The 20,836-nt window shown below is 28.6% G+C and carries 17 protein-coding genes; 11 read left to right on the top strand and 6 right to left on the bottom strand.

What is annotated here, in order from left to right; genetic code table 11:
* The 3 genes from ABY298_RS07735 to ABY298_RS07725 all read right to left on the bottom strand — a co-directional run.
* Positions 1–245 (bottom strand): 6-phosphofructokinase (locus ABY298_RS07735; protein WP_372745448.1); only part of this gene is annotated, 245 nt, incomplete at its 3' end.
* Between the two features lie 84 nt (positions 246–329).
* On the bottom strand, positions 330–1,232 hold the full coding sequence (locus ABY298_RS07730) for a sugar phosphate nucleotidyltransferase (RefSeq protein ID WP_372745447.1): 903 nt from the start codon (positions 1,230–1,232) through the stop codon (positions 330–332).
* Between the two features lie 11 nt (positions 1,233–1,243).
* A complete protein-coding gene (locus ABY298_RS07725; RefSeq protein WP_372745446.1) occupies positions 1,244–5,704 on the bottom strand; it encodes a translocation/assembly module TamB domain-containing protein in 4,461 nt (1,486 codons plus the stop codon).
* A 127-nt stretch (positions 5,705–5,831) separates the two neighbouring features.
* Here ABY298_RS07725 and tsaD point away from each other — a divergent pair, with 127 nt between their 5' ends.
* From tsaD to ABY298_RS07705, 4 genes are all read left to right on the top strand, one after another.
* Complete coding sequence (gene tsaD, locus ABY298_RS07720) at positions 5,832–6,866, top strand: tRNA (adenosine(37)-N6)-threonylcarbamoyltransferase complex transferase subunit TsaD (RefSeq protein WP_372745445.1); 1,035 nt, start codon at positions 5,832–5,834, stop codon at positions 6,864–6,866.
* Between the two features lie 56 nt (positions 6,867–6,922).
* On the top strand, positions 6,923–7,333 hold the full coding sequence (locus ABY298_RS07715) for a hypothetical protein (protein ID WP_372745444.1): 411 nt from the start codon (positions 6,923–6,925) through the stop codon (positions 7,331–7,333).
* Between the two features lie 76 nt (positions 7,334–7,409).
* Positions 7,410–9,635, top strand: a complete 2,226-nt coding sequence (locus ABY298_RS07710) for a carboxypeptidase-like regulatory domain-containing protein (protein ID WP_372745443.1) — start codon at positions 7,410–7,412, stop codon at positions 9,633–9,635.
* 86 nt (positions 9,636–9,721) lie between these two features.
* Complete coding sequence (locus ABY298_RS07705) at positions 9,722–10,081, top strand: heavy-metal-associated domain-containing protein (RefSeq protein WP_372745442.1); 360 nt, start codon at positions 9,722–9,724, stop codon at positions 10,079–10,081.
* Positions 10,082–10,152: 71 nt separating this feature from the next.
* Here the strand turns inward: ABY298_RS07705 and ABY298_RS07700 are convergent, their stop codons facing one another.
* Together ABY298_RS07700 and ABY298_RS07695 are read right to left on the bottom strand one after the other, a co-directional pair.
* Entirely contained in the window at positions 10,153–11,433 is a 1,281-nt protein-coding gene (locus ABY298_RS07700) for a mechanosensitive ion channel family protein (RefSeq protein ID WP_372745441.1), read from the bottom strand.
* Between the two features lie 88 nt (positions 11,434–11,521).
* Positions 11,522–12,871, bottom strand: coding sequence for a dihydrolipoamide acetyltransferase family protein (locus ABY298_RS07695; RefSeq protein WP_372745440.1), 1,350 nt, complete (start codon positions 12,869–12,871; stop codon positions 11,522–11,524).
* Positions 12,872–13,300: 429 nt separating this feature from the next.
* Here ABY298_RS07695 and ABY298_RS07690 point away from each other — a divergent pair, with 429 nt between their 5' ends.
* The 7 genes from ABY298_RS07690 (at position 13,301) to ABY298_RS07660 (ending at position 19,833) form a co-directional block, all read left to right on the top strand.
* Positions 13,301–14,401, top strand: coding sequence for an ammonia-forming cytochrome c nitrite reductase subunit c552 (locus ABY298_RS07690; protein WP_372745439.1), 1,101 nt, complete (start codon positions 13,301–13,303; stop codon positions 14,399–14,401).
* 166 nt (positions 14,402–14,567) lie between these two features.
* Complete coding sequence (locus tag ABY298_RS07685; RefSeq protein WP_372745438.1) at positions 14,568–14,939, top strand: hypothetical protein; 372 nt, start codon at positions 14,568–14,570, stop codon at positions 14,937–14,939.
* Between the two features lie 17 nt (positions 14,940–14,956).
* Positions 14,957–15,808: a DUF5777 family beta-barrel protein gene (locus ABY298_RS07680; RefSeq protein ID WP_372745437.1), complete on the top strand. Its 852-nt coding sequence runs from the start codon at positions 14,957–14,959 to the stop codon at positions 15,806–15,808.
* Positions 15,809–16,061: 253 nt separating this feature from the next.
* A complete protein-coding gene (locus tag ABY298_RS07675; RefSeq protein WP_372745436.1) occupies positions 16,062–17,045 on the top strand; it encodes a 4Fe-4S dicluster domain-containing protein in 984 nt (327 codons plus the stop codon).
* A gap of 17 nt (positions 17,046–17,062) precedes the next feature.
* Positions 17,063–18,406: an NrfD/PsrC family molybdoenzyme membrane anchor subunit gene (gene nrfD, locus ABY298_RS07670; protein ID WP_372745435.1), complete on the top strand. Its 1,344-nt coding sequence runs from the start codon at positions 17,063–17,065 to the stop codon at positions 18,404–18,406.
* 17 nt (positions 18,407–18,423) lie between these two features.
* Entirely contained in the window at positions 18,424–19,326 is a 903-nt protein-coding gene (locus tag ABY298_RS07665; protein WP_372745434.1) for a hypothetical protein, read from the top strand.
* A gap of 105 nt (positions 19,327–19,431) precedes the next feature.
* Positions 19,432–19,833 (top strand): cytochrome c, encoded by a 402-nt coding sequence (locus ABY298_RS07660; protein WP_372745433.1) that lies wholly within the window; start codon positions 19,432–19,434, stop codon positions 19,831–19,833.
* A 129-nt stretch (positions 19,834–19,962) separates the two neighbouring features.
* Here the strand turns inward: ABY298_RS07660 and ABY298_RS07655 are convergent.
* Positions 19,963–20,836: DUF349 domain-containing protein (locus ABY298_RS07655; RefSeq protein WP_372745432.1), on the bottom strand; the 874-nt coding region annotated here is incomplete at its 5' end.

Below are 20,836 nucleotides of genomic sequence, written 5' to 3'. Positions count from 1 at the left end.
GTCATAAAATCTTTAGAGCGGGCAGTTTTTAAAATAGTACCACCTCTGTTAATAATATTACTAACATTTCTAGCTTCTAATTTTGTAAAATCACCTTCTATTAAGCCTTGATAACCTCTGTAAATTCCAACACACTCTACTTGATAATAAGTACAAGCTCTTACCACAGCTCTAATGGCCGCATTCATCCCTGGAGCATCACCTCCAGAGGTCATTACTCCTATTTTTTTAATGTTTTTATCCATGTTACAAACTACAAAAGTACGATTATTTTAATTTTAATAAAAAATTATATCTGTTAAACCATTTATTTTGAACCAAATAAAGATTTACCAAAGATTTGTTGGGTATGTTCCGTTATCTTTTAATTTTTGAATTTCAGATGTAACATAATCTTTATCTTCTTTATAAGTTACTCCAAACCATCTTGCATCTGATTTTAAAACTTCCATGGATCCTATTTTATTAACAATAATATGATTTACAACAGATGGAATATAAAATTCTGCTTTTGGTTCTTTGTAATTTACCTCTAAAAACTCTTCAAATAAAGAATTTGATAATTCGAAATACTTAGGTGTAAATCCAAAAAAGTTCATGGCAACAGTAGTTTCTTCTGAAATTGGAACCATAACCCCTTCATCATTTTTAAATTTTAATTCACCATCAACTTTTTCTATATGGGTTCTTTCTGTTAAGCCAATTAAAAATCCTTTTTCATCTACTTTACATTCTCCTCTTGATACAAAACCAAAATCTGAAATTGTGTTTTTTAGTACATAGCCCATCATATTAAATTGGCTAGAATTTATATCGGTTTTATTTAGGGTGTCTGCCATTACTTTAAATGCTTCTTGACCATAAAAATCATCGGCATTAATTACAGCAAAATTTTCTTTCACTACATCTTTTGTCATTAACAATGCGTGCCCAGTTCCCCAAGGTTTTTCTCTGTTATTATCTTTAAATTTATCAGGAATTTTATCTGTTTCTTGGAATACATATTCTACTTCAATTTTTCCTTTTAGTTTTTCATCAAAAAAAGATCTGAAATCTGCTTCAATGCTTTTTCTAATTATAAATACTACTTTTCCAAATCCGGCTTGGATAGCATCATAAATTGAAAAATCTAAAATTGTATCTCCTTGTTCAGAAAATGTATCTAATTGTTTTAATCCTCCGTATCTACTTCCTACTCCTGCTGCTAAAATAACTAAAGTTGGTTTGCTCATTTTATATTTGTTTAACTTTTAAATTTTAATATTTTATTTTCTGTAATTATTGAATCTTTTGGCATTTTTACCGGAATTGTATCTACCGGTTTTTTCTTTTTAAACTTAATTAATTTTTTTTCAGTAATAACTAAATCTTTTGGCAATTTTACTGGAATTGAATCTAACGGTTTTCTCTTTTTTAATTTTAATTTTTGAAGCAATTCATTTTTATTATCAAAATCTATTTGATATGTTAAACCTGCTCCTTGCGTGTAACCTTCTTCTTCCTCGGTATATTGAATTTCATTTTGTCTGTTAAAAATTGAGGATCTTAATGTTCCTTCTTGATTCATTAAAAATTCAACATTTACTTCTCCAATAACATTGGTTTCATCTTTAGAGCCAATTGGCATACCTACTATTCCGTTGATAATAATTCTATCATTTACCTGATAATCTAATGCAATTGCCAATTGATCATCAATAGTTAAATTATCTACGGTGCTTTTTTCACCAACGGTATACACCGGCTTTAATTTAAATCTATTATTTCCTTGGTTTAAAATATTATCAAACACATTAGACAGCATATCAAAACTAGTTCCGTATAACGCTGCGTTGCTATTTACGCTTAAATCACTTTCATTATAAAAGCTTCCTGAAACCAACAGCGAAATGAAATGTACTGTTTTACTATTTTCATCGTTGTTATTTAATTTAAACTCTAACTCTGAAGCAACTGTTGAGCTAGAATTTGGAATTTCTATATCAAATTCTCGTTGCGAATTAAATAATTCTCCAGAAAACTTTGTTACCAGATCAATTGGAATTTTTCTGTTTGCAATGACGTTTTCTAATAAAGATTTTGGATTTGCAGAAACTCTATAAACGGCTTCAATATTAATATCTGCCGTAAACGGATTACCGCTCCAAGAAATGCTTCCTCCATTTCTAACCGTAAATGGTTTATTTATAAAACCTCCATATTTAAAATTATAGATACCACTATCTATAATTAAATCTCCATACATATCAAATTTATCTTTGGTATCTAATTCAATTTGTAAATTTCCATTTCCTGTACCTTTTATATAACTTCCTGTAGATTTGTCTAAAACCATTTCTACAACAGCATCTTTTGTAATTTCTAAATTAAAATTCATTGATAATCCTTTCAGTTTATCTGATATAAATTGCTTTCTGATAGCTTCTATATTATCCGTACCGTCCTTATTTATAAAACGAATTAACTGTGATGTTTCTACTGTTTTAACATCACTAATTGGAATTACAAAATAAGTGCCTTTTTTAGTTCTGCCAGTAACATCAATTACCAATTTATCTGTAGGTCCTTTTATAAACGCATTTCCTTCTAAAAAACCAGTTCCAAAATACAAAGAATTCTCCTTTTCTACGGTATTTAATACCAATAAATTTTTGGTTATTAAGCTTAAATCTAATTTCCAATTATCAAAATTGGTATGACTAACGGATCCTGTAATTTTTCCTTTTGTATTTTTAAAACTATCTTTTACTGTTACATCCTCAAAATTAAATGATTGATCTGTTAAACCAACAATACTTGTTCCATCAAACTCATAATCTACATTTAAATATGGAAAATACATTCCGGCTTTATCTAAATATAAATTTCCTGTCATTGTTGGGTTTTTTAGTAACCCTGTTAAGTTTGCATTACCATAAACAAAGCCTCTTATATTGGTAAAAACATCTTCACCTAAAGGACTAAAAGCATCTAGTTTAAACTCTTCAAAATCTACAATAATATCTAAAGTTGGCTCTTTTGGTGAAAAATCAAGTTCTCCTAAAGCTGAAAAATTAATATTTCCATTTCTTTTTAATGAAATATCTACCAAATAATTTTTAACCGAATTTTTTCCTTCAATATCAACTTTTAAATCGCCCTGAAATGAATTATTTACATAAAAATCGGTAATATTTAGTTTAGCTGCAGGTTTAATTTTATCTGCTAATTGTTTGTAATTTAAGGTTCCGTTTACAAGTCCTCTTAATTTTAAACTATCAATTTCTGGAGTTATACTTGATAATTTTACATTTTTAAAATTAAAATTTAAGTCTTTAGAAATTGTGTCTTTAACGGTTCCATAAATTTCAATTTCTTCTTTATTTGAAACAATTAAAAACTGTGAAATGTCAAAAGATTTTGTTTTGCTATCAAAAACAACTTTATTTTTTAAATTATTTTCTGGGTTAATTACCCACGTATTATTTTTAAACGTGAAATTAGATTTTTGCAGTCCAAAAACCGACTTGTTTTCTTTGTTAAATGTATGATAAAAGGCTAAATTATAATTTTCTGTTTTTTCTTCTCCACCTTCAAATTCTGTTCTAAAATACAACGTATCATTTAAAGTGATGTTTACCAATTGAAGCTTATTAATATCGTAATATTTAGATTTTATTTTATCAATGGTTAATTGTGTGTTAAACAGCGGATTTTTATTATCAATTTGCACATTAAGTTCTTCAAAAACGGTTTTATACGCTTCTACTCTTGGCGATTTAATATTTAATTTAAAATAATTATCATCTGAACTAATATTTCCTCTAATAGATGAATTTGCATCTAACACAATTTCAGGATAAAAAACCTCCACAATTTTATTGTACACATTAAACCTAAAATCTAAATATTGACCAGCAGTTACTTTATAAGGTTTGTAATTTGAATAAATACTACCAATGGAATTTTGAGCTAATTTTCCTAATTCAGCAAATTTAAATTTTCCTTTAATTCTACCTGTAATTATTTCAGGAGAGTTAATGGTAATGGTTCTGGTACTATCTTCAAAAGATGAGTTTATATTAAAATCTTTAAAAAAGTAGTCGCCTTTTTGGTTGGTGTACAACATATCTTTAAAGTCTAAATTCCCTGCTAAATCATCAATAGAATTTCCTTTTACATTAATGCTTATTTCACCTTTTAAATTAGAAATACTATCACGTTTAAATAAATTTATGGTGTTTAAATCGCAATAATCAACAATAGCTTTAAAATTAAATGTGTATATTTTTGATGAAAAATCTGCCAAACCATTAAAGTTTAGTTTAATATTATCATCATTTACTTCTGTTTCACCATTAAAATGTTTGTTTTTTACAAAACCATTAATTTTAATGTTTTTATAAGTGTATTTATTGTATTCATATTTGGTAATTACTCCAATTACCGAAGTATTCATTTTTTCTAAAGAAAAACCTTCCCCATCTACATCTACAGAAGTTGAAAACAATCCAATTAAAGGATTATTTATTAATTTACCTAGTTGAAAATTAATAAATTCAACGTGACCAATATAGGTTGATTCATCAATATTTGTAACGTTTGTAATTTCCAAATCAGAAATAGCTGCACCTAAATCTGATGTCATACTCAATTTTGCATCAATTAAATTAGGCGTAATATAAGTTTTCCCTTTTAACGTAAATTTACCAAGTTTAGAAAATTCTGTTGGCAAGGTATTTCCTAAAACATTTGGAAGCAATGTTTTTAAGTGATAATAATCTGATGTTAAATTTTCTAGTTCTCCTTCTAAAGAAAAGCCGTTTTCCTGATTAAAAACATTTTTAAAATTTATAGTTCCTTTTATAATTGCGCCTTTATCAGAAACTACATCTAAATTATGTGTTATAAAGTTATTTAAGGTTCCTGTAATTTTTGTTGAAAAATGCAATTCATCATCGGTTCCCAGCTCATTATAGAATTTTTTTAAATCTATTAATGATAAATTTGCTTTTTGAATATCCGCATTTAGTTTAACTTTATTATTAAAATCAGAAAAATCTTCTCTTTTATAATTAAAAATAATATCGGCTTCTATAGAAGATTCTGCAGTTTCTAACAATGTATTATTAAAACTCATAGAAGTTTTTGAATACGAAAAATTGGTTGTTAAGTTTTCTACTTCAATATTTCTATTTTCTATAAAATGTAAATCTTTTATATCGGCAGTTACATTTGGGCCCTGAATTTTAAATTTTTTAGCACTTCCCTTTATTTTTTTGAAAAATATTGGTGTTTCATTTTCAATATTTTCATCAATAATTTCAACATAACCTTCATTTAACTTTAATCTGGTTGATGTTAATAAAAATTTAGATGGTTGATCGCTTACAGTACCATCATCAAATTTATCTACAAAAATAGTTAGTCCATCATATACTTCACCTTTATAGGTTTTCATATATAAAACAAAATTATCTAAAGAAATTTGCCCAAATTCTGGCGTTCCATCAACCAATTTTTTAAAACTAACAATTGAAGTGGTTAGTTCTTTTACAAAAATTAAGGTATCTTTATGATGATCTTTTATAAAAACCTCTTTTAGCTTTACATTCCCTAAAAAAGATAAATCAACTTTTTTAACGTTAATATCCACATCAAACTCCGTTCTTAAATAGTCCGTAGCTTTTTTACCTAGCCGTGTTTGTATGGTTGGAATTGACAATAATACACTTACTACTGCTAATGAAACCAGTAATACAAGTAAAATGTTTACAACTATTTTTTTAATTCGTTTGATATGCGCTAAATTTGCAAATTAACGGCAATTATTATGCCTATATTATATTTAAATGACTAAAATTAATCCAATTTATATTCTTGGAATTGAATCGTCTTGCGATGACACAAGTGCTGCTGTATTATGCAACGGAAAAGTATTATCAAATGTTGTAGCAAATCAAGAAATTCACACCAAATATGGCGGTGTTGTTCCTGAGTTAGCTTCACGTGCACATCAACAAAACATTGTTCCTGTAATTCAACAAGCAATTCAACAAGCAAATATCGACAAAAAAGATTTACATGCCATAGCTTTTACACGCGGACCTGGATTAATGGGGTCACTTTTAGTTGGAACCTCCTTTGCCAAGTCGCTTTCACTGGCTTTAAACATTCCGTTAATTGCTGTAAATCATATGCAAGGACACGTTTTAGCGCATTTTATTGATGATGAAACCCAACAAAAACCACCATTTCCATTTTTATGTTTAACAATTAGTGGCGGACATACCCAAATTGTAAAAATAACCAATCATTTTACTATGGAAGTTATTGGTGAAACTACAGATGATGCGGTTGGTGAAGCTTACGATAAAACAGCAAAAATATTAGGTTTACCATATCCGGGTGGACCTTTGGTTGATAAATATGCACAACTTGGAAACCCAAAAGCCTTTAAATTTACAAAACCAAAAGTTGACGGTTTAAATTTTAGTTTTAGCGGCTTAAAAACAGCAATTTTATATTTTATTCAGAAAAATGTTAAGGAGAATCCAAATTTTATTGAGGAAAACTTATATGATATCTGCGCTTCTGTTCAATACACAATTGTAAATATTTTATTTGATAAGCTTAAAAAAGCTGTTAAAGATACCGGAATTACACATGTTGCCATTGCTGGTGGTGTTAGCGCAAATTCTGAAATACGTAAAACCTTAAAAGCTACTGAAGCTAAATATGGTTGGACAACCTACATTCCTAAGTTTCAATACACTACAGATAATGCTGCTATGATTGCAATTGTTGGGCATTTAAAATTCTTAGAAAATGATTTTTCTGAAACAACCACTGTAGCAACTGCCAGACTAAAAGTGCAAGAGGGTTAACTATTTTTTACATTTTTTAACTATTTATATTAATTCTAAATTGTATTTTTGCCTTAATGAAGGACATTTTCAGAAAAATATCGGCAATTTTAATGGTGGCAATTTTATTGTTATCTACTACTTCTTTTGCTGTATTTACCCATTTTTGTAATGGAAATATTGTTGCTGTTTCTACAAAAAAAGTAGATAGCTGCTGCGAATCTGAAAACACTATTAAAACTGATAACTTAAATTATTCTGAAAAAGATTGTTGTAAAAACGAAACTTCAATTAAAGAAGTTTTGCCTTTTGATAATTTAAATTCCGTTAAAATAATCAAAAGCCAAACGTTATTTTTAACTTCGTTCTACTATAGTTTCATTGAAAAATCAACTTTAATACGTACTACAAAAAATTATTATAAAGATTTTTCTCCTCCTAATCTTGTTTTAAATAAACAAGTACTTTTCCAAACCTTCTTAATTTGATTTAAGCTTCTTTTTGTAAAGAAACTTAAAAGCCAATTTACTAATTGGCTAAATATCAATATTTAAGAAAACAATAATGAAAAAATATATTCTAATACTTTTACTATTTCCCTTTGTAGTATTTAGTCAAAAAACAATAAAAGGAACCGTTTTAGATTCTAATAACACTCCAATTTTTGGCGCAAGCATTTACTGGAAAAACGCAACAGTTGGAACTAATTCAGATGAAAAAGGAGTTTTTGAAATAAAAACAATAGAAAACTCCAAGCAATTAATAATCAGCTTTGTAGGTTACAAAACACAAACAATTACTCTTAATTCATCTACAGAAATAACGGTAAACTTAATTCCAGACAACGAGCTGGATGAAATTAGCATAAAATCTGTTAAACAAAGTTCAACACGACCTTTGTTTGAAGTAAAAAATATAATTAATGTAAATAAGGCAGAATTACTAAAAGCCGCCTGCTGTAATTTAGCAGAAAGTTTTGAAACCAATCCTTCTATTGATGTTAATTATTCCGATGCTTTAACCGGTACAAAACAAATTAAAATGTTGGGATTATCCAGTCCATACATTCAAATTGTGCAAGAAAACATTCCTAATATTAGAGGTGCATCACAAGTATTTGGACTTTCATTTACCCCAGGAACTTGGGTAGAAAGTATACAAATTACCAAAGGAGCTGGAAGCGTTGTTAATGGTTATGAAAGTATTACCGGACAAATTAATGCCGAACTAGTAAAACCTTTAACAGATAAAAAATTATTTGTAAATGCTTTTGGATCTGCAGATGGAAGGTATGAATTAAATACGCATTTTAATAAAATTTTGAATGATAAATGGAGCTCAGGACTATATGTACATGGAAATTTTAGAAATAAAAAAATGGATGAAAACAACGATCTTTTTTTAGATGCTCCACTATCTAATCAGTTTAATATTATGAATAGATGGCAATATACAAATATGGAAAAAGGTTGGATTAGTTTTTTAAACTTTCGTTATTTAACAGACAACAAGCAAACCGGTAACATTAATTTTGATCCAGATATTCATAAAAAAACAACTACTTTTTGGGGAAGTGAAATTGAAACCGAACGTTTTGAAACTTCAGCAAAACTAGGGTATGTTTTTCCTGAAATGCCTTATAAAAGTTTAGGCTTACAATTAGCCTATAGTAACCATAAACAAAACTCTTATTTTGGATTAAAAGATTACAATATAGCGCATAAAAGTTTTTACGCTAATTTCCTTTTTAACTCTATTATTTCAGATACTAGAAACAAAATAATAACAGGACTTAATACTACTTTTGATGATTTTGATGAACTTGTATTAAATGATAATTACCACCGAAACGAAAAATCTATTGGTGCTTTTTTTGAGTATAATTATGATAATTTAGATAATTTAAGTTTATCTGCCGGGATTAGGGTTGATTCTCATAATTTACTAAATACCTTTATTACGCCACGTTTGCACGTTAAATACACGGCTTGGGAAACCGGTACATTCAGGTTTTCGGCAGGAAGAGGAAAAAGAGGTGCATCTATATTTGCAGAAAATCAAAAGTTATTTGGAACCAACAGAACTTTAAAAATACTAAATAATAATGGTGAATATTATGGTTTAAAACCTGAAATAGCTTGGAATTACGGAACTTCCTTTAATCAAAAGTTTAAATTATTTAATAGAAGTGGTGATGTTACCATTGATTTTTATAAAACAATTTTTGATGAACAAATTATTGTTGATTGGGAAAATTCATCAGAAATATCATTTTACAATGCTACAACATCTGGCAAAGCAAATAGTTTTCAAATAGAACTAAATTATAGTCCTTTCACTCATTTTGCAATTAGAACTGCATATAAATATCAAGATATTACAAATAATTATATCTCTGGTGAAAAACAAGAACCATTACAACCAAAAAATAGATTTTTTACCAATTTATTTTTTCAAACTCATCAAACAGAAAAAGGTGGAAATTGGAAATTTGATTTTACATATAACTGGCAAAGCGAACAACGAATACCCGATACTAGTATTTATACTGAGAACTACCAATTACCAGAGTATTCTAACAATCACAGTGCTATAAATGCGCAAATAACTAAAGTTTTCTCTCCACGTTTTGAATGGTATTTGGGTGGTGAAAATTTAACTAATGAAAAACAACGCATTGCCGTTTTGGGAGCAGACAACCCGTTCGGAACAAATTTTGATACAAGTTTAGTATATTCTCCTGTTATTGGAGCAATGTATTATACCGGGATAAGATTTAATATTAATTAAAATTATTACTAACAAACACTAAACAATTATTAAAAATAAAAAACAATCAAGGATTTAAACCTTTAATTTAAAAACAATTTATAAAAATGAAAAAAGTACTATTAATTATTGGAATTTTATTCATCGGAATTTCAAGCTCAGCACAAGAAAAAAATAAAAATGCAAAAATTTCTTTTGATGTAAATGGTGTGTGTGAAATGTGTAAAGAACGAATTGAAAAGGCTGTATTAAAAACCAAAGGTGTAAAATATTGTAATTGGAGTATTGAAACACATCAACTATCGGTAATTATGGATGAAAATAAAGTTGACGAACTTACTATTCATAAAAATGTAGCCGCTGTTGGCCACGACACGCAAAAGGTAAAAGCAACAAATGAAGCTTATAATAGTTTGCACAGTTGTTGTAAATACGATCGAGAAAACCCAGAATACGGTCATAAATAACCTTATTTAAAACTTCTATTCCGTTTAAAGGTTAATTAACGGAATAGAAGTTTTTAAAAAAGTATAACGTTTTATTTTTCAACTTGCTTTAAAAAATATTTAAAATCGGTTCCTGTTGGTTCTTCAAAAATTTCTAAATCAAAATAAGGAATTGCTGCAATTATATGATCAAAAATATCTGCCATAATTATTTCATAATTTGCCCATTGTTTATTACTACTAAAACAATAAATTTCTAAAGGAATTCCTTGTGAAGTAGGCGCTAATTGCCTTACCATAGAAAATAACTCTTTACTAACAAAAGAATTTTGCTGTAAATAAATATCAATATATTTTCTAAACACTCCAAAATTGGTCAAATTTTCACCGTTTATTAATACCGATTTATCAGCACCAATTTTTTCGTTGTATTGGGTAATTTCAATAAGTTTGCTGTCTAAATATTCTTTAACTAGATGAATTTTTTTTAATTCTTCAATCTTTTCGGTAGTTAAAAATTTAATTGAGTTTTGCTTAATTAAAAGAGCTCTTTTAATTCTTCTTCCTCTAGATTCCTCCATCCCTCTCCAATTTTGGAAAGAGTCTGAAATTAAACTATAGGTTGGTATAGTAGTATATGTATTATCCCAGTTTTGTACCCTAACAGTTGCTAAATTAATATCTGTAACAGTACCATCTGCACCAAATTTTGTGTAAACAATCCAATCTCCAATTCTAACAATATCATTTACTGATACCTGTATTGAAGCTACAAAACCAAGAATTGTATCTTTAAAAATTAACAAAATTACGGCTGAAGCTGCTCCTAAGGTTGCAAAACTTAAAACATCTTTTCCTGTTAAGAGATAAACAATAAAAAAAATTGACAAACCCCATAAAAAAATCATAACAACTTGCACATAACTTTCTAAAGGCTTGTCTTTAAATCGCTCTTTGGTTCTTAAATATTGCTGGGTAGATCTTAAAAAGCTTCTTATTATTTTTACTATTAATATTATTCCATAAATATTTACAATAATATTAAAGGCCTTCAGTAAAAAAGGAAAATCAACTAAAACAAACGACACAATAAATTTTAAGATAAACAACGGTATTACGTGTGCAAAATATCTTGGAAACTTACTTTTTACTAAAAAATCATCAAAAGTAGTTTTAGTTTTTGTGGAAAAAATATAAAAGGATTTAATTACAACAACTCTTAAAAATCTATCTAAAAAATAGACTATTACCATAATAATGCTAAACGTAATAACCACATTTATTAATGAAGCCCAAAAACTTGGCATTCCATTATTTATCAAAATTTCCTTTATAAAATTAACATACTTTTCAATCAATAAACTATCAATCATAATTTTCAATTTTGTATTAAATAAAATTAAGTATAATTAAAAAAGAGGCTTTTAAAAGCCTCTTTTATTTATATTTTTTAAAAATACGTTAAAAATCGGCATTTACATCCCAAGCCTCTAAGGTTTCTTTAATAGTTTTAATAAACATTCCGCCTAAAGCGCCGTTTACAACACGATGGTCATACGAATGTGAGATAAACATTTTATGACGAATTCCAATAAAATCGCCATCAGGAGTTTCTATAACAGCAGGTACTTTTCTAACAGCACCTAATGCCAAAATTGCAACTTGTGGTTGATTTATAATTGGTGTTCCAAATACGCTACCAAAGCTACCAACATTGGTAACTGTATAGGTACCACCTTGAATTTCATCGGGTTTTAATTGACCTTTTCTGGCTCTTTGCGCCAAATCATTTACTACTTTGGTAAATCCTACTAAATTTAATTGATCGGCATTTTTAATCACAGGCACTATTAAATTTCCATCAGCTAAAGATGCTGCCATCCCTAAATTAATGGCTTTTTTCTTAATAATTTTATCACCAGCAACCGATATATTTATCATAGGAAATTGTTTAATAGCTTTTGCTACTGCTTGCATAAAAATTGGAGTATAGGTAATTTTCTCACCTTCTCTTGCAAAAAACTGATCTTTAACCCTTTCTCTCCACTTTACTATATTAGTAACATCAACTTCTATAAAAGATTGTACATGTGCCGATGTTTGAACAGATTCCACCATATGATGCGCAATTAATTTACCCATACGGCTCATTTCAATAATTTCATCTTCTCCATTTACAGATATAGTTGAAACTACTGGCTTTGCAAGTTCTTTCTTTTCAACAACAATTTCTTTTATTGCTTCACTTTTATTTTCTTGATGCTTAGGTATAACTGTTTCTTGTTTTTCTTTAGCAACCGGAGAAACTCTTCCGCTATTAATATATGCCAAAATATCGTTTTTAGTAACTCTATTTTCGGCACCTGTTCCAATAATTGATTCTAACTCTTCCATTGAAACACCTTCTGTAGAGGCTATATTTCTAACCAAAGGAGAAAAGAATTTACCAGAAAGTGATTTTTTCTCAATAGAAGTTGTTTGTATTGTTTCCACTATTTGCTGCTCTATTTCCTTAACAGCACTTTCTTCTTGTACATTAACTTTAGCTACTTTTTCTTCTTGATTGTTTGCAGAAGTTTCAATTATAGCAATTGTTTCACCAACTTTTACAACAGCATCCGTATCAAAAAAGACCTCAACAAGTGTCCCTTCAACTTCACTTGGCACTTCAGAATCTACCTTATCTGTAGCAATTTCAACAATTGCTTCATCTAATTCTACGGTATCTCCTACTGATTTTAACCATGAAGTTATAGTTGCTTCCGCAACGCTTTCACCCATTTTAGGAAGTTTTACTTCAAATCTTGCCATTTTATGATTTTTTTTTGAACAGCAAATTTACAAAAAATATAGAGTCTTATATATTATTTACAAATATTAAATAACATATAGTATCTGTTACTTTTCACGTTCGTTTTTACCACAATCCCTTATTAAATATAGAGAAACTAACACGTAAGAAGCATAAAACTCTATAATTTAAATAATTACTAACTAAAAATAGGCAATTACCTTATCAAAAAAACAATAATTTAAACAAAATGTAACTTTAATTACTTAAGTCTGTAACATAAAAAGCATAAAGTTTTATTAAAATTAAGTTTAACCATTCTAAATAGTAGATAAAACACTGTTTCCCAATCATTTAAAATTTCTAAAACAATGATTTAAATCATAAAATTTATACCATAATCTATTTAAATTTATGAAATGATTCAAAACAAACAAATATCTAATATTATGAAAAATTTAAAATTAATAGGATTCTTGGTGATTTTAGCATCAAGTTTAATGTTTATACAATGTACCAGTGATCCAATTGCTGGCGAACAAGGTATAGCAGGTGTTGATGGCGTTGACGGTGTTGATGGCGTTGATGGCGTTGACGGTGGATATTCTTGTTTAACTTGTCATAACGACGAATTTAAGGTAATTCAAAACGCTACTTATCCTTCTTCTGGTCATGATATAGCAGCTGCTCTTTCTGGTAGAAGTGGAGCTTGTTTAAATTGTCACTCAAATGAAGGTTATATTGCTTCAGTACTTTCAAGCGACCTTACCACTACTTTTGTAACTGGTACTGCAACTAAAATTACATGTACAACTTGTCACTCTGGTGGTCACGCAAGTGCTGCACTAGCTGTAAGTGGAACAGATGCTGCTTTAAGATCTGTTGAACCATACCAATTAGTTGGAGTTGGTTCTTCTGGAACAGTAATTGACTATGGCAATAACAGTAATAACTGTATCCATTGTCATCAAGTAAGAAGAGCTGGAGCTGGTTATACCGCTAATACAGATGGAAACGTAGCAGTTAGCTACTCTTTTGGTCCACACTATGGTGGTGCTGTAAATTTATTAGAAGGTGTTGATGCAAACCTAATTGCAGGTTCAACTGCATATCCAACAGCTGGAACAAACCCACATAGAACTGGAGCTTCTTGTACTTCTTGCCATATGGGAGCTGAAAAAGACGGAAAAGGAAGTCACTCATTCAAACCAGTTTTAGATAATTGTAAAACTTGTCATACTGGAAGCGGTGTTGTAAGCTACGATATTAATGGTGCTCAAACAGCTATTAAAAACCTTATGAAAGAATTGGCTAGTGAAATAGTACGATTATACCCAGCAAATTTCAGTTTAACAACAGGGTCTACAGATCCAAATGATGATGGAATGCTAGTATTACCTTCTTCAACGGCTCAAATTCCTGAAAGAGTTGCAAAAGCTGTATACAACTATAGATTTTTATACCAAGATCATTCATACGGATTACACAATCCATCATATGCAAAAGCACTTATGAATAATTCTATTGAAGATCTTAAATTAATACCATAATAATTATATAAATTATTATAAAATCTATTCATATAATAGTTAGATATTAAAGTTCCAGAAAACCAAATCGGCGCTCTGGAACTTTTAAAAAAACTACCTTATTATGTACAACAAGTATTAACTTTAAGTTTTAGTAAAAGTTAATTAACCATAAAAATTAAAACAAATGAAAAAACTATTGCAAATAGTTCTTGTTAGTAGCTTAAGTTTACTATGCTTTTCATGTTATTATGATGAAACTATTGAAGAGGCTGTTGTTGAAATACCAGATACTCAGGTAGTATCTTTTGCTAGTGACATACAAACAATATTTTCTAAATGTACAAGTTGCCATGGAGGAAGTATTAATCCAGATTTAAGAGAAGGAAATTCATACAACGCTTTGGTACCAACTTATGTAACTGCAGGTGATGCAGATGCTAGCAGATTATACAATTATTTACCAGGTAATGGGCATCATGATGTAAGTGTTACATTAAGCGCTACTGAAATTGCTTTAGTTAAAGCTTGGATAAATCAAGGTGCTAACAACAATTAATAAATAAGACATTTAATATGAAAAATTATAAAATATTACTTCTTGCTTTTTTAATGTTGCCATTTATTGGTTTTGCCCAAGATGAAGACACTGAAAAAACAGAAGAAGTTAAAGAAAAACTTGAAAGAAGAGCCTTTGAAAGTTCCTTTATTGTTGATAATCCAACAAATGTATTGTTCAATAAAAATGCTTTAGAAGTAACAATGCAACACAGATTTGGAACTATTAACGGTGGAGATAATGACATGGCTGGATTTTGGGCACCTTCAAATATTAGAATAGGATTAACATATTCAATACACGAAAGATTAACCATTGGTTATGGTACTACAAAATTTAACAGATTACAAGATTTTAACTGGAAAGTTGGCCTTTTAAGACAAACACAATCTGGAAGTATGCCAATTAGCGTATCGTATTATGGAAATTTTACAATTGATGCTAGATCAAAAGAAAATTTTAATATGATTCAAGATAGATATTCATTCTTTAATCAATTAGTTATTGCAAAAAGATTTAATTCAAAACTATCATTACAAATTGCACCAAGTGTATCTCACTACAATTTAGTTGATGCAACAATGCAAAATGATATGATGGCAATTTCTTTTGGAGGTCGCTATAAAATAAGTCCACAAACATCAATTTTATTAGATTATAGCCAACCATTAACTCAATTTGATGAAGATCAACCAAAACCAGGTTTAAGTATTGGGGCCGAGTTTGCAACTTCTGCACACGCTTTTCAAATATTTTTAACCAACTATGATGGTTTAGTTTCTCAAAAGAACTATATGTACAATCAAAACGATTTTTTTAAAGGCGATTTTCTAATTGGTTTTAATATTACAAGAATTTACAACTTTTAAATTTTAAATAGATCACCCCTTTTAAGAAAACAAAATATCATCTTTATTATTGGTATTTTGTTTTCTTATATTTAAGGCACATCTTCATTTTTTTTTCAAACACCTATTAATCAAAACGGTAACTTGTAAAAAAATACATAAAAAAGTGTATTCTTATACGTTTTCACTGATAAAAGTCATTAATAAAAACAAGTTATGTAACTAAATTTACATAAGAAAATAATCATAATTAATTTCAGAGATTTATACTATTATGGAAAATAAAAAAACTGAAAACGGAAGTACAAACAGACGTAAATTTCTAAAATTAGGATTAATGTCAAGTGTTACTGCCGTAGCTGGAGCTTCATTAATCTCAAATTTAGTAAACGATGAAGAAGTAAAGCCTTCTGGTGAAAAAATGAGGTTATTAACTCCTGACGGAAAAATTGTTGAGGTAGATGCTTCCAACGTAAATAAATATCCTGAGGCTTTAATAACACCTGAAGAATCTAGAAAAGGAATTCCAAACAGAAAGTTTGTAATGGTTATAGATTTGGCAAAATGTAAAAACGCTAGAAAATGTGTAGAAGGTTGCCAAAAAGCACATAAATTAGATTACAACGAAGAATTTATGAAGGTTCAGCTTATACAAGATAATCCTGAAGCTTCTCCTTACTGGTTACCAAAACCATGTTTTCATTGTGATGAACCTCCTTGCGTTACAGTTTGCCCAACCGGAGCTACTTTTAAACGTGAAGATAATATTGTTTTAATTGATAATGACCGTTGTATTGGTTGTAAGTTTTGTATTACAAGTTGCCCATATTCTGCGCGTCAGTTTAATTGGGGACACAAAGATAAATTTGACGACAAATCACAACCATATTCTCCAGAAACAAGTGTTCCCGCAGCTGAAGGAACAGTAATGAAATGTGATTTCTGTCCAGATATGTTGCGTCAAGGAAAATTACCACATTGTGCATCATCTTGCCCAATGGGAGTTATTTATTTTGGTGATAAAAACGAAGATATTGTTACAAATGGAGAAGAAACTGTTCGATTTTCAAAACTTATTGAAGATCGTGGTGGATACAGACATTTAGAACATTTAGGAACAAAACCTAATGTATATTATTTACCAGCTGTAAACAGACAATTTCCACTTGAAAGAGGATTTAATATTGACGAAGATATTATAGAACGTTACAAAGATGTTCCTTATGTTCAGCAGTTAAAAAAAGATGGTAAAATTTAACTTTAAAACTCTTAATTATGAATATAGAAACTAGAAAAAGAGAATTAGTTAAAGAATTTTCTCCACTTATAGAAAAGACAACCAAAGTTTCAAAAATTTGGATGGCCATTTTAGTTGCAATTATTTTGGTTGGAATTTATTCCTTTTTTGTTCAATTATTTAAAGGTCATGAAGTTACAGGTATGCGAGACAATGTAGTTTGGGGTGTTTACATTATAAACTTTATATTTTTTGTTTGCCTTAGTTATTCAGGAGCTTTTATTTCAGGAATTTTACATTTTTTTAAAACTCCTTGGAAAAATTCAATTTCAAGAATTGTTGAAATTATAACTGTTTTATCTCTAATAATTGGTCCAATTTTTATTTTATTATGTATTGGTAGGTTAGATAGGTTGCACTATTTATTTTTGTATCCTAGAATTCAATCACCAATTACTTGGGATATTATTGCAATTATGACCGATTTAATTGGATGCTTTATTTATTTATACTTAACGTTTATTCCAGACTTTGCTATTTTAAGAGATCATAGTGATGATGCGCCAAAATGGAGACAAAAATTATACAAATTTTTAGCAATTGGCTACCAAGACACAGAATCACAAAGAGAAACATTGCATAAAATTACCAGAACTATGTCCGCTATGATTATAGCTTTAGCTATTGTTGCCTATTCTGTTTTAGCATGGATTTTTAGTTTAACATTACAACCAGGTTGGAATAGCTCCATATTTGCACCGTATTTTATAATTGCAGGACTTTATTCTGGTGTTTCTGTTATAATAATTGCAATGTATTTAATTAGAAAATACTACCATTTAGAACATTATATTAGAAAAGTACATTTTGTAAGCGGAGGAATTATTTTATTAATATTATCGTTACTTTATGGATATTTTACTTTTAGCGAATATTTTTCACGATGGTTTAGTCATAAAACACATGATACCAATTTACTAAACACATTATTTACACGCTATTTTTGGGAATTCGTATTTGCCAACTATATTGGGGTTTTAGTACCTGTTGTTATATTATTTTTCAAAAAATTAAGAACAATAAAATCAATTACTTTCGCCTCAATAATAGCAATTTTAGGATTATGGCTAAATAGATATTTAATAGTTGTTCCTACCTTAGAAACTCCATATTTACCAATACAAGATACAAGAGCAGAGTTTGTTCATTACACTGCTACTTGGGTAGAATGGTCTTTAAGTTTTGCAGGTGTAGCAGCTTTCATCCTATTTTTTATATTAATTATGAAATTGGTTCCAATAATACCAATGTCTGGAATTATTGATAACGAAAGGTCTTCTAAAGTTAAAAGTACATTAACTAAACCGGTCACTGAATCTTAATACTAAAATTAGAAATTATGAAACGTAACATATTTAAAAAAGCTACTTCTATTAGTTTTATTCTGGCTTTATTATTCAGTATTAGCACTTTTTCACAAGAACTAACTGTAGATGATTACAAATTATCATTTTCATTTAAAACCATAAAAAAATTCGATAATTCTAGAGTTTTAGAAGTCACTTTTATTGGAAAAAACAGAGAAGATAGAAAAGATAAAATTCCTGTTTATGATGCAGAAATAAAATTTTTTAACATAGTAAATGGTGAAGAAATATTATTAGGAACAGCAAAAACTTCAAATGAAGGTATTGCTCAATTAATTCTTTCTGAAAAACAAAAGTACTTAACAGACAGCGATGGTTACATTAATTTTACTGCCCGATTTGAAGGTTCTGAGACATTAGATTCTGAAGAAGAAGAAATACTTGTAAAAGATTTACAACTACATCTTGAATTAAAAGAAATAGATAGTGTAAAAACCATATTTGTAAAAGCCTTTACCATTGATAGTTTAGGTGTTGAAACTCCTGTTGAAGAACTAGATGTAATTATTTCTATTGAAGGAATGCTTTCTAAAATGAAAATTAAAGAAGGTACTATAGAAAACGGAGAAATAGAATTTGAACTGCTTCAAAATATTCCTGGAGATATAGATAAAAACTTTACAGTATACGCACAAATTTTAGATAATGATGAATTTGGAGATGTAATACAAAAACAAACTGTAAACTGGGGAACATTTACTAAAATTGCTTCTGAAGACGAAAACAAATTATGGTCTGAAGCCGCACCAATATGGATGTACATTGTTTTAACTATCTTATTAGTAGGTGTTTGGGCAAACTACGTTTATACTGTAATTCATCTTATTAAAATTAAAAAAGAAGGAAAAAATTTAGAATTAAGCAATAAAGAATAAAAAAATTATTAAATTTAGAATCAAATGTGGTACTAAAATTGATATAACAATACTAGTTAAACTAGTAATATAGTAAACAATTAAATAAATATTAAAAACAAAAACATGAAAACATTTAAAATTTTAATGACAATAGCTGTGGTTAGTGTTGGACTTTTATCTTTCACAAAATTAGTACAAGAAGAATGGAAAGTTCCTGCAAAATACCAAACTATGAAAAATCCAGTTGAAGCAAGTAAATCTAATGTAGATTTAGGAAAAACTTTATACGCTAAACACTGTAAATCTTGTCACGGTAAAGAAGGTTTAGGTGATGGCCCAAAAGCTGAAGAAGTTGATGGAAATTTAGGTGATTTTTCTTCTAAAAAATTCCAAGCTCAAACAGATGGTGCTTTATTTTACAAAAGCTACTTTGGAAGAAATGACATGCCAAATTACGAAAAGAAAATGCCAGAAAAAGATGATATGTGGGCAATTGTTCATTACATGAGAACTTTAAAGAAATAAATAACTTTTTACATTAAAAAAAACAGCCTTGATATTTTATCAAGGCTGTTTTTTTTTGATTTATGCTATTTGAAATAAAAAAAAGAGTTTCTTTTAAAAGAAACTCTTTTTTATTCGTATTAAAATTTTCTAATATTCTAACTGTCGTAAATAATCTAATTTTGCTTTCCAAATCTCCATTTTCTCTTTATGCTCAGCTATATTAGCTCGTACATTTTTCACAAACGGATTATCTTCTGTTACATTAGATATAAATCCTAAATTATTTTCTAATTGCTGAATTTCTTTAATGCTTTCATCTACTCTCTTTTTCACAAATAATTGTTCAGAATCTAGTTTTCTATAATTTTTTTGTTCCAAATAACCATTCACAAGAATTTTAAATTTAATCATTTCAACTTCTTCCTTGTCAATATCTTCGTTTGTTTCAACTACTTTATCCAGTAATTTATTAAATTTCACTTCAATATGACGCATTGCATATGGAACTCTACCTAAATTTCTCCAATCATTTACATAACCTTTAATATCTTCAAGTGTAAGCTCTTTTCCATCATCCTCAACATCTTCTTTTAAATGTTTTAAAATATCTTTCTTTTCGTTAAAAACTTCTAATTGCTCTTTATTACCAGCATCTTGTTTTTTATGCAATCTATCAAAATAATGGTTACAAGCATCTTTAAATTCTTTCCAAAGCTTATCAGAATACTTTCTTGGAACATGACCAATTTTTTTCCAATCTGCCTGAATTTTTTTCATTATTTCGGTAGTAGCATCCCAATCTTCACTATCTTTTAAAGCAACTGCTTTTTCTATTAATTCTTTTTTAGCATTTAAATTATCTAAATGATCTTGCTTAATTTCCTTGAAAAATTTATTTTTTTCAACATTAAATTTTTTGGTAACACTTTTAAATTTAGACCAAATTTGATCGCTTTTATTACGTGGAGTTTGTCCAATTTCAAAAAACTTATTTCTTAAGGCATCAATTTCATCAATACTT

It is taken from the genome of Lutibacter sp. (genome assembly GCF_041596795.1).
In the GTDB taxonomy this organism is placed as follows: Bacteria; Bacteroidota; Bacteroidia; order Flavobacteriales; family Flavobacteriaceae; genus Lutibacter.
The sequence above is the reverse complement of the archived record's forward strand: the minus strand, read 5'-3'. Positions and strand labels throughout refer to the sequence as shown.

Coding starts and splice junctions, on each gene's coding strand:
- ABY298_RS07730 (WP_372745447.1), bottom strand. CDS start 1,232: ATGAGCAAACCAACTTTAGTTATTTTAGCAGCAGGAGTAGGAAGTAGA.
- tsaD (WP_372745445.1), top strand. CDS start 5,832: ATGACTAAAATTAATCCAATTTATATTCTTGGAATTGAATCGTCTTGC.
- ABY298_RS07715 (WP_372745444.1), top strand. CDS start 6,923: ATGAAGGACATTTTCAGAAAAATATCGGCAATTTTAATGGTGGCAATT.
- ABY298_RS07710 (WP_372745443.1), top strand. CDS start 7,410: ATGAAAAAATATATTCTAATACTTTTACTATTTCCCTTTGTAGTATTT.
- ABY298_RS07705 (WP_372745442.1), top strand. CDS start 9,722: ATGAAAAAAGTACTATTAATTATTGGAATTTTATTCATCGGAATTTCA.
- ABY298_RS07700 (WP_372745441.1), bottom strand. CDS start 11,433: ATGATTGATAGTTTATTGATTGAAAAGTATGTTAATTTTATAAAGGAA.
- ABY298_RS07695 (WP_372745440.1), bottom strand. CDS start 12,871: ATGGCAAGATTTGAAGTAAAACTTCCTAAAATGGGTGAAAGCGTTGCG.
- ABY298_RS07690 (WP_372745439.1), top strand. CDS start 13,301: ATGAAAAATTTAAAATTAATAGGATTCTTGGTGATTTTAGCATCAAGT.
- ABY298_RS07685 (WP_372745438.1), top strand. CDS start 14,568: ATGAAAAAACTATTGCAAATAGTTCTTGTTAGTAGCTTAAGTTTACTA.
- ABY298_RS07680 (WP_372745437.1), top strand. CDS start 14,957: ATGAAAAATTATAAAATATTACTTCTTGCTTTTTTAATGTTGCCATTT.
- ABY298_RS07675 (WP_372745436.1), top strand. CDS start 16,062: ATGGAAAATAAAAAAACTGAAAACGGAAGTACAAACAGACGTAAATTT.
- nrfD (WP_372745435.1), top strand. CDS start 17,063: ATGAATATAGAAACTAGAAAAAGAGAATTAGTTAAAGAATTTTCTCCA.
- ABY298_RS07665 (WP_372745434.1), top strand. CDS start 18,424: ATGAAACGTAACATATTTAAAAAAGCTACTTCTATTAGTTTTATTCTG.
- ABY298_RS07660 (WP_372745433.1), top strand. CDS start 19,432: ATGAAAACATTTAAAATTTTAATGACAATAGCTGTGGTTAGTGTTGGA.